General features: G+C 60.3%; 11 protein-coding genes and 1 pseudogene. 4 read left to right on the plus strand and 8 right to left on the minus strand.

Features of this window, described 5'->3' with window-relative positions; translation table 11 throughout:
* A partial coding sequence (locus tag ADK28_RS22030; RefSeq protein ID WP_048796664.1) for an NAD-dependent malic enzyme occupies positions 1-1536 on the plus strand: 1536 nt, incomplete at its 5' end.
* 169 nt (positions 1537-1705) lie between these two features.
* Positions 1706-2449, plus strand: a complete 744-nt coding sequence (gene sanA / locus ADK28_RS22035) for an outer membrane permeability protein SanA (RefSeq protein WP_033640881.1) — start codon at positions 1706-1708, stop codon at positions 2447-2449.
* 126 nt (positions 2450-2575) lie between these two features.
* Here sanA and ADK28_RS22040 read toward each other — a convergent pair whose 3' ends face one another.
* The 8 genes from ADK28_RS22040 to ADK28_RS22075 form a co-directional block, all read right to left on the minus strand.
* Positions 2576-2968 (minus strand): tautomerase family protein, encoded by a 393-nt coding sequence (locus ADK28_RS22040; RefSeq protein WP_033640882.1) that lies wholly within the window; start codon positions 2966-2968, stop codon positions 2576-2578.
* Positions 2969-3199: 231 nt separating this feature from the next.
* The gene (gene mglC, locus ADK28_RS22045) at positions 3200-4210 is read right to left on the minus strand and encodes a galactose/methyl galactoside ABC transporter permease MglC (protein WP_004938953.1); all 1011 of its coding nucleotides are present in this window, start codon (positions 4208-4210) and stop codon (positions 3200-3202) included.
* Positions 4211-4221: 11 nt separating this feature from the next.
* Complete coding sequence (mglA, locus tag ADK28_RS22050) at positions 4222-5730, minus strand: galactose/methyl galactoside ABC transporter ATP-binding protein MglA (RefSeq protein ID WP_048796660.1); 1509 nt, start codon at positions 5728-5730, stop codon at positions 4222-4224.
* A 99-nt stretch (positions 5731-5829) separates the two neighbouring features.
* Positions 5830-6822 (minus strand): galactose/glucose ABC transporter substrate-binding protein MglB, encoded by a 993-nt coding sequence (mglB, locus tag ADK28_RS22055; RefSeq protein WP_004938962.1) that lies wholly within the window; start codon positions 6820-6822, stop codon positions 5830-5832.
* Between the two features lie 264 nt (positions 6823-7086).
* A complete protein-coding gene (gene galS / locus ADK28_RS22060; protein WP_016928450.1) occupies positions 7087-8124 on the minus strand; it encodes an HTH-type transcriptional regulator GalS in 1038 nt (345 codons plus the stop codon).
* 127 nt (positions 8125-8251) lie between these two features.
* On the minus strand, positions 8252-9424 hold the full coding sequence (gene yeiB, locus ADK28_RS22065; RefSeq protein WP_016928451.1) for a DUF418 domain-containing protein YeiB: 1173 nt from the start codon (positions 9422-9424) through the stop codon (positions 8252-8254).
* A gap of 79 nt (positions 9425-9503) precedes the next feature.
* Complete coding sequence (folE, locus tag ADK28_RS22070; protein ID WP_004938969.1) at positions 9504-10169, minus strand: GTP cyclohydrolase I FolE; 666 nt, start codon at positions 10167-10169, stop codon at positions 9504-9506.
* Between the two features lie 244 nt (positions 10170-10413).
* Positions 10414-11571 (minus strand): YbfB/YjiJ family MFS transporter, encoded by a 1158-nt coding sequence (locus ADK28_RS22075; protein ID WP_033640883.1) that lies wholly within the window; start codon positions 11569-11571, stop codon positions 10414-10416.
* Positions 11572-11676: 105 nt separating this feature from the next.
* On the opposite strand from ADK28_RS22075, the gene ptrR reads away from it, so the two are divergent.
* Positions 11677-12597 carry a putrescine utilization regulator PtrR gene (gene ptrR / locus ADK28_RS22080; RefSeq protein WP_048796661.1) on the plus strand — a complete coding sequence of 307 codons (921 nt, stop codon included), beginning with the start codon at positions 11677-11679 and terminating at the stop codon, positions 12595-12597.
* A 29-nt stretch (positions 12598-12626) separates the two neighbouring features.
* Positions 12627-12851 (plus strand): annotated as a pseudogene (locus ADK28_RS22085) (alcohol dehydrogenase catalytic domain-containing protein); the annotation flags it as partial.
* Between the last annotated feature and the right edge of the window lie 33 nt (positions 12852-12884).

Below are 12884 nucleotides of genomic sequence, written 5' to 3' on the forward strand. Positions count from 1 at the left end.
GAACAGGTGGAACGCGCCTACCGTCAGTATCAGGATTTCAAGAACGATAACGATAAGCACATCTACCTGCGCAACATCCAGGACACCAACGAAACCCTGTTCTACCGTCTGCTGGACTCGCACCTGAGCGAGATGATGCCGATCATCTACACCCCGACCGTCGGCGAGGCCTGCGAACACTTCTCCGATATCTATCGCCGTGCGCGCGGGTTGTTCATCTCCTACCCGAACCGCGATCGCATCGATGACATGCTGCAAAACGCCACCAAGCAGAACGTTAAGGTGATCGTGGTCACCGACGGCGAGCGTATTCTCGGCCTGGGCGATCAGGGCATCGGCGGCATGGGCATTCCAATCGGCAAGCTGTCGCTGTATACCGCCTGCGGCGGCATCAGCCCGGCCTATACCCTGCCGGTGGTGCTGGACGTCGGCACCAACAACCCGCAGCGCCTCAACGATCCGCTGTACATGGGCTGGCGCCATCCACGCATCTCCGGCGAGGAATATCACGCCTTCGTCGAAGAGTTTATTCAGGCGGTCAAACGCCGCTGGCCGAACGTCCTGCTGCAGTTCGAAGACTTCGCGCAGAACAACGCCACCCCGTTGTTGAACCGCTACCGCGACGAGATTTGCTGCTTCAACGACGACATTCAGGGCACCGCCGCGGTCACCCTCGGCAGCCTGATCGCCGCCAGCCGCGCCGCCGGCAGCCAGCTGCGCGATCAGACCGTCACCTTCCTCGGCGCCGGTTCCGCCGGCTGCGGCATCGCCGAGCAGATCATCGCGCAGATGAAGTCCGAAGGGTTGAGCGAAGACGAAGCGCGCGCCCGCGTGTTCATGGTTGACCGTTTCGGCCTGCTGACCGACAAACTGCCGAACCTGCTCGACTTTCAGAGCAAGCTGGTGCAGAAGAGCGACAATCTGGCCGGTTGGGAAACCGCCAGCGACGCCATCTCGCTGCTGGACGTGGTGCGCAACGCCAAGCCGACCATTCTGATCGGCGTGTCCGGCCAGCCGGGGCTGTTTACCGAAGAGCTGATCCGCGAGATGCACAAGCACTGCGAACGCCCTATCGTGATGCCGCTGTCCAACCCGACCTCGCGCGTGGAAGCCCGTCCGGAAGACATCATCAACTGGACCGACGGCGCCGCACTGGTGGCGACCGGCAGCCCGTTCGCGCCGGTAAGCTATAAAGAGCAGCTGTACCCGATCGCCCAGTGCAATAACTCCTACATCTTCCCGGGGATCGGTCTGGGCGTGCTGGCCTCCGGCGCCACTCGCGTCACCGATGCCATGCTGATGGCCGCCAGCCGCGCGCTGGCGGACTGTTCGCCGCTGGCCACCGACGGCCACGGCGCGCTGCTGCCGAATATCGACGATATTCAGGGCGTGTCGAAGTGCATCGCCATGGAAGTGGGTAAAGCCGCCCAGCTGCAGGGCGTGGCGATCGTCACCTCCGAAGATGCGCTGTCGAAAGCCATCGAGCACAACTTCTGGCGGCCGCAGTACCGCAGCTACAAGCGCACCTCGTTCTGAATGGTGAGCTGAAATGACCCAGCCCGGCTCCGCCGGGCTTTTTTGTGCGGCAAAACCGCCGAAAAATGCGGCGGCGCGCGTGCTTCAGGCGGTTCGCGTCTTGCGTCGGTCGGTCAGGTAAAGTAGCCTTGATCCATCTTTTTCAGCCCGGCGCGCGTAAGGCAACAACATGTGGAAACGCCTGATCATCAGCCTGTTCATCATCATTGCGGTGTTGATGGGTTCGGCTATTGCGCTCGATCGCTGGATCAGTTGGAAAACCGCGCCTTACGTCTACGACGAACTGCAGGAATTGCCGCACCGCCAGGTCGGCGTGGTGCTCGGCACCGCCAAGTATTACCGCACCGGAGTGATCAACCAGTACTACCGTTACCGCATTCAGGGGGCGATCAACGCCTATAACAGCGGCAAGGTGAAATACCTGCTGCTGAGCGGCGACAACGCCCAGCAAAGCTATAACGAACCGATGACCATGCGGCGCGATCTGATCGCCGCCGGCGTGGCGCCGAGCGATATCGTGCTGGACTACGCCGGTTTCCGCACCCTGGACTCCATCGTGCGCACCCGCAAGGTGTTCGACACCAACGATTTCATCATCATCACCCAGCGCTTCCACTGCGAGCGCGCGCTATTCATCGCCCTGCACATGGGCATTCAGGCGCAGTGTTACGCGGTGCCGTCGCCGAAAGACATGATGACGGTGCGCGCCCGCGAGATCTTCGCTCGCCTGGGCGCGCTGACCGATCTGTACATCCTCAAGCGCGAACCGCGCTTCCTCGGCCCGCTGATCCCAATCTCCGCCATGCACACCGTGCCGGAAGACGCCCAGGGCTATCCCGCCGTGTCACCGGAACAGTTGGTTGAGCTGGAGCACAAGCTGAAAGAAGAGAAGCAGAGAACCAAACAGCCTTAATCATCCGGCAGAGGGTTTGACACCCGCCTCGGCAATACGCTAAAAGGGCGTATTATCCGAGAGCAAACAAAGTGTTAACGAATACCGGATGATTTGCGTAAAGCGCTCTCTACGTACGCTGACAGCTTATTGCGGCATTGAAAGCGGGGATGCCCTTCTGCCACCGCCGAATGAACTATTCAAACGGTCCAATTCAATGAAGAGGACCATCAGATCATTACTGTCCAGTCCAATCAGGGCGAGTTCCTGTACCAGTGATTGCAAGAGCAATTGTTTGCGGGCGTCAGGGGAACCAGAGGAAAGCATGGCTTCAATCAACACGAAGTTGGCGCTGCGGGGGGAATCCAGGTCAGGATAAGTGGGATCCACATATAAATCGTCTTCCTCAAGACGGATAAAGCGCTGGAATTGATCGTTCGCAGGATAGCCGGTTTTTACTACCGCCGCGTGAATAGCTGATGAAATTCTTTTCTTATCAAGCGTATTACGACTTTTCAGCGTAATGGTAAATACAGGCATAGTTTGCTCCCCGGAAACGGTAGGTGAAACAAGTTTACTGACTTCATACCGCGTTGGTAGCCCGAAAACTGTGTCACGCTGTAACCAATCCAGCCTAAGATCAGGCGATATCCCGAGATACCTCGCCAGCCATTGCCAAATAATGCCTTATTATTTTGCCTGGCACCGTACAGCGCCCCAACGTAACAAGGCCGGCAATAGGCCGGCCTTGTTGTCTGTACTGCGGTAAACCTACTTCTTCTTGGCGTATTTCAACGAGTCCAGCGCCACGGCGAAGATGATGATGCTGCCCTTGATGATGTACTGCCAGTACGGGTTGATGCCGATATATGTCAGGCCGTAGTTGATGACGGTAAAGATGATCACCCCGGTCACCACGCCCCACACCGTACCCACCCCGCCGGCGAAGGAGACGCCCCCCACCACGCAGGCGGCGATGGCGTCCAGCTCATACATAAAGCCGAGGTTATTGGTGGCGCTGCCGATGCGTCCCGCTTCCAGCAAGCCGCCGAAGGCGTAGAACACGCCGGACAGCGCATAGATCATGATCAGGTTCAACGGCACGTTGACCCCGGACACCTTGGCCGCTTCCGGGTTGCCGCCGATGGCGAAGATGTTCTTGCCGAAGCGGGTCTTGGTCCACAGGATCCAGACGAATATGATGGCGATCAGCGCGTAAAAGGTGATGTAGGACAGCTTAAAGTCGCCGAAGCGCAAGAAGCCCTGGGCAAAGGTGGAAAACTTCGGATCAAAGCCCGCGACCGGCGACGCGCCGACCGAATCGTAATACAGCGAGTTGATGCCGTAGACGATGATCATGGTGCCCAAGGTGGTGATGAACGGCGTCACGTTGAGATAGGCGATAATCAGGCCGTTAACCAGGCCGATCACCGCGCCGACCGCGCACACCAGCAGGATGACCAGGGGAATCGACCAGGTTTCCATGTGCGGGAACACCTTGTTGACGTTATCCATCGATTGCAGCAGCGTGGCCGCCACCACCGCCGCCAGCCCCACCTGCCGCCCAGCGGACAGGTCGGTGCCCTGAGTCACGATCAGCCCCGCCACGCCCAGCGCGATGATGATGCGCACCGAAGACTGCGTCAGGATGTTGCTCAGGTTCATCAGGCTGAGGAAGGTAGGATCCTGAATGATGATGATGGCCAACAGCACCAGCAACACCACGTAAATGCCGCCTTCCTTGAAATAGGTAAATAAGGTTTTTTTATTTAGCGCGTTCATAATTCCGATCCTTAAAGGTGCAGGGAGGCGAGACGTAAGATTTCATTTTGCGAGGTCTGTTTGGTGTTAACGATGCCCGCAACCTGACCATTGCTCATCACCAAAATACGGTCGGTGATCCCCAAAAGCTCCGGCATTTCGGACGAGACGATAATGATCCCCTTGCCCTTCTTCGCCAGTTCGGTCATCAGTTGATAAATCTCGAACTTGGCGCCCACGTCGATGCCGCGCGTCGGTTCATCCAGCATCAGGATCTCCGGCTGCGTCAGCAGCCAGCGGCCGATGATCACCTTCTGCTGGTTGCCGCCGGACAGCGAGCCGATATGGGTGTGATGCCCCGGCGTTTTCACCCGCATGGCGTCGATCACCCACTGGGTGTCGCTCTTCATCCGCGCGTTATCCAGCAGGCCGAGCTTGTTTTTATAATTGCGAATGTTGGAGATCAGCGAGTTGAAGCCCACATCGAGGTAAGCGTAAATCCCGGTGGATCGGCGCTCTTCGGTCACCAGCGCAAAACCGTGGTTAATCGCTTCGTTGGCGCTGTGGTTATCGATCGCTTTCCCGTGCAGCTTGATGGTGCCCGCCACCTTTTCGCGAATGCCGAACAGGGTCTCGACGATATCGGTGCGTTTGGCGCCCACCAGCCCGGCGATGCCGAGGATCTCCCCTTGATGCAGATCGAAGGACACATCGCGGATCGAAGGCTGGCGCAGCGACGTCAGGTTTTTCACCTCGAGGATCACATCACCCGGCGTGTTTTGCCTGTCGGGGAAGCGCTGGCTCAGCGAGCGGCCGACCATCATGGCGATGATCTTGTCCATATCCAGCCCTTCCAGCGGCTGGGTGGCAATCCACTGGCCGTCGCGCAGCACCGTTATCTCGTCACACAGCTGGAAGATCTCCTCCATCTTGTGCGAGATATAGACGATGCCGCAGCCGCGTTCTTTCAGCTTGCGGATGATGGTGAACAGGTGATTGACCTCTTTCTCCGTCAGCGAAGAGGTCGGTTCATCCATGATGACGATCTTGGCGTCGTAGGAAAACGCCTTGGCGATCTCGATCATCTGCATCTGCGACACCGACAGGTTGCCCACCTTTTCGCGCGGGTTGATGTCGATATCCAGCTCGTCGAAGATCGCCTGGGTGTCTTTGAACATCTTGTCCTGATCGACGAACAGGCCTTTGGTCGGATAGCGCCCCAGCCACATGTTGTCCATCACGGTGCGTTGCAGCACCAGGTTCAGCTCCTGATGCACCATCGAAACGCCGTGTTCCAGCGCTTCCTTCGAGCTCTTGAAATCGATTTCCCGGCCCTGAAATACAATGCTGCCGCTGTCTTTTTTGTAAATGCCGAACAGGCATTTCAACAACGTCGATTTCCCCGCGCCGTTCTCCCCCATCAGGGCGTGAATCGAGTGCGGACGGACGCGTAAATTGACATTGTCCAAGGCTTTGACGCCGGGAAATGACTTACAGATATCCGTCATTTCCAGCAAAAATTCGCGTGAGCTATCGGCCATAAATACACCTGGCTTAACGATCTTGCAGTCGTAAACATCCCCGCCGGCGGTATCCCTGGTGTTGGCGCCGCAGGCGGGGTCTTAGCGGGATCTCAATTCTTATTTAACAAACTGAGACAGGTTGTCTTTATCTACGCCGACGTAAGGAATACGCACGACTTTATTTTCGATTTTATATTGGGTGCCTTCGGTGGCCGGCTTGCCCGCCGCCAGGTTTTTCGCCAGCTCGAAGGTGGCCTTCGCCTGGTTGTCGGCGTCGTTCAGCACCGTGCCCGCCATCGCGCCGGATTTCACCAGCGCCAGCGCTTCAGGCAGCGCATCGACGCCGAACACCGGAATACTGGTCTTGTTGTGCGCTTTCAGCGCTTCCACCGCGCCCATCGCCATGGCGTCGTTGTTGGCGATCACCACTTCGATCTTGTTGGCGTTCGGGCCGGAGAGCCAGGCATCCATCTTGTCTTTCGCCTGCGCGGTATCCCACATCGCGGTATCCATCTGCAGCTGCTGGGTCTTGATGCCTTTTTCGTTCAGCGTTTTCACCACGTAGGTGGTGCGCGCTTCGGCATCCGGGTGGCCCGGCTCGCCTTTCAGCAACACGAACTGGATCTGGCCGTCTTTGTTCAGATCCCAAGCCGGGTTGGCTTGCCAGTGTTTGGCGATCAGTTCGCCCTGGATCACGCCGGACTCTTTGGAGTCGGTGCCGACGTAATATGCCTTGTCATAGCTGTCCAACGCCTTGCGGGAAGGTTCTTTGTTGTAGAACACCACCGGGATATCGTTTGCGCGCGCCTTATCGATAACCACCGGCGCCGCGGCCGGGTCGACCAGGTTGATCGCCAGCGCTTTCACGCCTTTGGCCAGCAGCACGTCGATCTGATCGTTCTGCTTGGACTGGTCGTTCTGCGAGTCATTCATCAACAGGGTAACGTCCGGTGAAGCCTTGGCGTCTTTCTCGATCGCCTTGCGCACCACCGACATGAAGTTGTCGTCGTATTTGTAAATCGTGACGCCAATACGGGTGTCAGCATGGGCTGCGGCGCCAAACATCATGGCTGCGGCCATGGCGGCCAGGGTGAAAACCTTCTTATTCATTGTCAGTCTCCGGTTCTGTGTAGGGTATTACTCGTCTTTGAGCCAATGGTCACCGGCAGTGCGCACACCCCAGGCCTGGCGATTTCCACTCAACACCTGTCGTCCGTGGATCTTGTTATTTCCGAGAAATGCTGTGTCAGCGCGAGATAAAGGTTGCAGCGGCAAGGGCCTTTGCGCCGGAAAACGCCTAGAGCATAGACGGCGCGATGTTAATATTCTGTGAATTTTCTCACAGATTGAAAACGGTTACACAAGATTAAATCGTCAGAGAGTGACCGTCGCCTCACTTTGCCAGGGGGCGACAGAATGGCGCCGCACCAGCGTCGGCATGAACAGATGACCGGCCTGCGGCTCCGCCAGGCCTGCTGCGCCCTGCAATGCCAGCTCGGTGGCCAGCGTGGCCATCGAGACGATCGGGTAGCGCACCGTGGTGAGTTTGGGGCTGGTGTAACGCGCGATGGGGATGTCGTCGAAGCCGATCAGCGAGAAATGCTGCGGCACCGTGATACCGTTTTCTTTCAACACCGCCATAGCGCCGGCGGCCATGGCGTCGTTGTAGGCGAACACTGCGCTCAGCTGTAAGTTGCGCCCCAGCAGCTCCACCATCGCCGCCTCGCCGCCCTGCAGATCCGGCGAACCATAGGCACGCCAGTTGTCGGGCGTGGCCAGCCCGGCGGCGGCCATCGCCTGCGCATAGCCCTGCTGGCGCAGCGGCCCGTCTTCGATCGGGTGATTGGAGCCCAGATAGCCGATGCGCCGATGGCCCTGCGACAGCAAAAGACGCATCGCCATTTCTGCGCCGCAGACGTTATCCAGCCCGACGCAGCGCGGCTCATAGCCGGGGATAATCCGGTTGATCAGCACCATGCCCGGCACCTGCTCCAGAAAACCGATCAGCTCGGCGTCGCTCAGGGCTTTGGCGTGAACAATCAGGGCGTTACAGCGTTGGCGGATCAGCACTTCGATCGCGTGGCGCTCTTTGTCCGCCTGATGATAGCTGTTGCCGATCAGCAGATACTTGTGGTGTTTCTGCGCCACCGTGTCTACCGCTTTCACCAGCGCGCCGAAGAACGGATCGGAGACGTCCATCACCACCACGCCCAGGGTATCGCTGCTTTGGGTCGCCAACGCCTGCGCGTTGGCGTTGGGGCGATAGCCCAGATCCGCCACCGCCTGCAGCACCTGCTCGCGCGTCTCTTTGCTGGTCAGCGCGCTGTGGTTCAGCACGCGGGAGACGGTCGCCACGGAGACCCCGGCGCGTTTCGCCACGTCGCGAATGGTGATCGGATGAACTGGAGGCATGCGGGATCCTGAAATCGGGGTTGTGGCCGGTGGCGCTATCCTACCCCGATTGGCCCGCTGCTCTGCGTGAATTACGTCACAGGAAAGAAAACGTTTACATACATTTTTTTAACCTGCCGACGGGCGCTCACTTCAGCGTCCTGGGTTCCGCTGCGCCGGCGGCCAGCTGCGTCAGCTTGCGCCACAGCCATTCCATCGGCCCCTGCTCGAAGTAACGCAGCCACAGTGCGGAAAACGCCAGGTTGGTCAGCCAGACCAGCGGCACGAACGCCAACAGCTGCAGCCGGTCAAACTGCTCATAGAGGCCGAAACGATAAAACAGCGTGGTGCAGATCAGCGTTTGCAGCAGGTAGTTGCTCAACGCCATACGCCCCACCAGGGTCAGCCAGCGGGCGATGCGCAGGCGCGACAGTGCGGGCCAAAAACCGTAACACAGCGCCAGATAGCCCATCGCCTGCAGCGGTGCGCCCAGCTCGCGCGGGACCTGCAGCAGGAAGCCGCTCCAGCGATAGTCCCATTGCACCTGCCATTGCAGCGCCACCGCCGGCAGTTGGATCAGCACCGAAAGCGGCAGCAGCCACGCCGCCTGCCGCAGGTAATAGCCGGATGAGTAGCTGCCGCGCAGCCAGCCGCTGCGCATCAGCCCGGCGCCGAACAGCATCAGCCCCGCCAGCTCCCAGCCATACTGCGCGCCGATGGCCAGCAGGCTGGAGGAGAGCAAATCGGCGCGACTACGCCAGGCTTCGAAACCGCCCTGCAGCTTCCAGAACTTCTCGTACTGCAACTCCGCCACGCCCGGCTGCCAGAAGCTGCCCGGCTCACCGTGCGAGACGAAGCCGAGCAGCAGCAGCACCGCCACGCCAATCAAGTACAGCACCACGCCGGTTTTCAGCAGTTGGACGGTTTCTTTGGCTTCGCGGATCATGCGCCAGCACACCAGGCCGATCAGCCCGTAGGCCAGCAGAATGTCGCCGTCCCACAGGAAGATCGCGTGTGCGAGGCCGAACAGCACCAGCCACGACAAGCGCGCGCGGATCCAGCTTTTGCCGCGCCGCAGCAGCATTTGCAGCCCGGCGCCGAACAGCAGCGCGAACATCGCCAGGAACTTGGCCTGGGCGAAGAGATCGAGCAGCGCCCAGGTCCAGGCGTCGCGCGATGACGGCATCCCCAAATAGGCCGGGTTGAGGTAGGCGGCCTTCGGCAAGCCGAAAGCGCTGATGTTCAGCAATAAAATGCCGAGGATGGCGATGCCGCGCACGCAGTCCAGCGTGGCGATGCGCGGCAGAGGATGACTGTTCATTTTTTATCGCTGTCTTCCGCTCATGAAAAAGGCGCCCGCAGGCGCCTGTTGTCGTCTTGCGGGTCGCCCCGCAACGCCATCACCCCTGGTGATGACGCACCGCACGCAGGAACTCCTGGCGGGTATTCTGGCTGGACTTGAACAGCCCCCCCAGCGAGGTGGTGGTGGTGGCGCTGGTCGCGTCACGAATGCCGCGCGCCTTGACACAATAATGGACCGCATCGATCGATACCGCCACGTTATTGGTGCCGAGCAGAGTCTGCAGCGCGACCAGGATCTGCTGGGTCAGGCGCTCTTGCACCTGCGGACGCTGGGAGAAGAACTGCACGATGCGGTTGATCTTCGACAGGCCGATCACCGAGTCTTTCGGGATATAGGCCACGGTAGCCTTGCCGTCGATGGTCACGAAGTGGTGTTCACAGGTGCTGGTCAGTGTGATATCACGCACCGTCACCATCTCATCCACCTTCATCTTGTTTTCGATGACGGTGATTTTCGGGAAGTTGGCGTAGTCCAGCCCGGAGAAGATCTCGTCGACATACATTTTGGCGATGCGATGCGGCGTTTCCGCCAGGCTGTCATCGGACAGATCGAGATTCAGCAGCTGCATGATTTCGGTCATGTGCTCTTTGATGCGACGCTTGCGCGTTTCGCGATCCAGCACTTCCCCGCGCAGCGGCGTCTCCAGACCACGCTCTTCCAGTGCCGCATGCACCAGCGCGGCTTCTTTACTTAATGATGTCATGTATTTGTTCTCCTGCGGACGGAACCCGCCGGCGGCCTGGTAGGGCGTGCGGCCGGCGAATTGCTTGCTCTCGTGACGGCAGAGTTTTCGTGGTGGATAACGTGAACCCGGTCAAGATTTTGCCCCCACTGTAGATGAGAGCGCGGCGATTATCCAGCGATAGTGCTTCATCCGCAGGTGAAATATTCGCATTTAGCACAATCGGGCCGGCTGCGGGTTTCCATGCTTTTTGTATGGATTTTAATCACCGAGTCGCCGTTTTTTGCGCCAACCGCCGCGCCGGGGTATTCACCACCAGCCCCCCGGCCGCCAACAACGCCGCCACCGCCACATACAGCGCCGGCTCCAGTCGATGGGTCATGGCGGTCGACAGCGCCGACAACATCGGCCCGACCAGTTGGCCGATCGCATAACCGGTGGTCAACAGTCCGGCCATGTAACGCGCATGACGCGGCGCCAGCTCACGCCCGTGCTGAAGAGCAAGTTGCACCACGCAGAGGAAACCGCCGCCGGTCAGCAGCGCCCCGAGCGCCAGGCCGGCCACGCCCGGCACCACTTCGGCGCTCAGCACGCCCACCGCCTGTATCCACAGCGTGATCGCCAACCGGGTCTGGGTGGTCAGCCGATGGCGGGTCAGAATGCCGATGACAATCCCCAGCACCGCCGCACCGCCGAACACCGGCCAGACGAACTGCGCGAACAGGCTGGCGGGAAAGCGCGCCGCCGCCATCTGCGACAAAAAGGTCGCCGGCAGGATGTAGCCGAAGCCGGCCAGACTGTAGCTCCACACCAGGCGTTTGAGCGCCGGCGTCAGCAGCAGCGGCTCCGGGGCCACGTCCGGGCGATGCAGCTCGCCGCTGCGCGGCAGAAAGGCGCTAATCCCCCCGACCAGCACCAGCGCCAGCCCGCCATACACCAGCCAGGCCTGCGCCGCCGTCAGCCCCAGCGCGTTGATGCCCACCGCCAGCATGCCGCTGAGGAAGATGCCGGCGCCCGGCCCGGCGAACACCGCCGCGCTCAGCGCCGGCCGGCCGTAGTGCGCCAACCGCTCGTTGGTCCAGGCCGCCACCAGCACCATCGCCCAGCCGCTGGCCCAGCCGATGACGAAGCGCAGCGCGCCGTGCGTCCATTCATCCTGCGCCAGCGCCGACAGCAACGTCAGCGCCATCGCGCCCCATACGCCCAGCCACAGGCGCCGCTCGACGTGGCGCGTGGCGCGCATCGCGTCGTAGGCGCCGCACAGGTAGCCCAAATAGTTGATCGCCGCCACCAGCCCGGCGCCGGTCAGGCTGAACTGATGTTCCGCGATCATCAGCGGCACCTGCGGGGTGAAAGCGAAGCGGCCAATGCCCATCGCAACGATCAGCGCGGCAAACCCGCTCAAGGCAATACGTAAAGCCATATCGGCATCCAAAAGGTTAAAAGAAAGTTGCCAGTATCATGCCGCAGTATTAAACTCACAAAAACTGAATAATACTAATCAAGTTCATCACGAAACGAGAACATTATGGATCTGACCCAGCTTCGCATGTTCTGCTGCGTGGCGGAAACCGGCTCGGTCGCCCGCGCCGCCGAGCAGCTGCACCGCGTGCCGTCGAATCTGACCACCCGGCTGCGCCAGCTCGAGCAGGAGCTGGGCGCCGATCTGTTTATCCGCGAAAAACAGCGCCTGCGCCTGTCGCCGATGGGCCATAACTTTCTATGCTACGCCAACCGCATCCTGGCGCTGAGCGACGAGGCGATGAGCATCACCCACGCCGGCGAACCGGCGGGCAACTTCGCCCTCGGTTCGATGGAAAGCACCGCCGCCACCCGCCTGCCCTCACTGTTGGCGGCTTACCACCAGCGCTTCTCGCAGGTTTCACTGTCGCTGACCACCGGCACCTCCGGCGAAATCGCCGATCGGGTGCGCGCCGGCACGTTGGCGGCCGCCCTGGTCGACGGGCCGGTGCCTTATGACGAGTTGAACGGCTGTATCGCCTATCCTGAACATATGGTGGTGATCTCCTGTCTCGATCACGCGCCGATCCACAGCGCCAAAGACGCCAACAGCGAAACGCTGTTCGCCTTTCGCGCCAGCTGCTCCTACCGCCTGCGGCTGGAAGCCTGGTTCAAGCGCGAAGGCGCGCGGCCGGGGCAGATTATGGAGATCCAGTCCTATCACGCCATGCTGGCCTGCGTCGCCAGCGGCGCCGGGCTGGCGATGATCCCGCATTCGGTGCTCAGCCTGCTGCCGGGCCATGAGCGGGTCCGGGTTCACGCCCTGCCGCCGGACGTGGCCGACACCGCCACCTGGCTGCTGTGGCGCCGCGACGCGTTCGGGCCAAACGTGCGCGCGCTGAAAGAATTGATTATTGAACAGACGGAAACCGCCGCTGTTGATGAAAGCACCCCCAACAATTTAACAGACGTTAGCGATATCGCCTGATTTAAAAGAAAACCACTGAGGAGACTATGATGGAGATGATCAAAACCCGCGCCGCCGTTGCCTGGGGTCCGAACCAGCCGCTGAAGATCGAAGAAGTCGAGCTGATGCCACCGCAAAAAGGCGAAGTGCTGGTGCGGATCGTCGCCACCGGCGTTTGTCACACCGACGCCTACACCCTGTCCGGCAAAGATCCGGAAGGCGTGTTCCCGGCGATCCTCGGCCATGAGGGCGGCGGCGTGGTGGAAGCGGTCGGCTGAGCCGCCTGTTGCGCCTGTAAATAGGCTTCG

This window comes from Serratia sp. 506_PEND, assembly GCF_001076875.1.
In the GTDB taxonomy this organism is placed as follows: domain Bacteria; phylum Pseudomonadota; class Gammaproteobacteria; order Enterobacterales; family Enterobacteriaceae; genus Serratia; species Serratia marcescens.

What these genes read in the sequence shown, in the direction of transcription:
- ptrR (WP_048796661.1), top strand. Translation starts at nt 11,677, where the DNA reads ATGGATCTGACCCAGCTTCGCATGTTCTGCTGCGTGGCGGAAACCGGC.
- sanA (WP_033640881.1), top strand. Translation starts at nt 1,706, where the DNA reads ATGTGGAAACGCCTGATCATCAGCCTGTTCATCATCATTGCGGTGTTG.
- mglB (WP_004938962.1), bottom strand. Translation starts at nt 6,822, where the DNA reads ATGAATAAGAAGGTTTTCACCCTGGCCGCCATGGCCGCAGCCATGATG.
- mglA (WP_048796660.1), bottom strand. Translation starts at nt 5,730, where the DNA reads ATGGCCGATAGCTCACGCGAATTTTTGCTGGAAATGACGGATATCTGT.
- galS (WP_016928450.1), bottom strand. Translation starts at nt 8,124, where the DNA reads ATGCCTCCAGTTCATCCGATCACCATTCGCGACGTGGCGAAACGCGCC.
- yeiB (WP_016928451.1), bottom strand. Translation starts at nt 9,424, where the DNA reads ATGAACAGTCATCCTCTGCCGCGCATCGCCACGCTGGACTGCGTGCGC.
- ADK28_RS22040 (WP_033640882.1), bottom strand. Translation starts at nt 2,968, where the DNA reads ATGCCTGTATTTACCATTACGCTGAAAAGTCGTAATACGCTTGATAAG.
- folE (WP_004938969.1), bottom strand. Translation starts at nt 10,169, where the DNA reads ATGACATCATTAAGTAAAGAAGCCGCGCTGGTGCATGCGGCACTGGAA.
- mglC (WP_004938953.1), bottom strand. Translation starts at nt 4,210, where the DNA reads ATGAACGCGCTAAATAAAAAAACCTTATTTACCTATTTCAAGGAAGGC.
- ADK28_RS22075 (WP_033640883.1), bottom strand. Translation starts at nt 11,571, where the DNA reads ATGGCTTTACGTATTGCCTTGAGCGGGTTTGCCGCGCTGATCGTTGCG.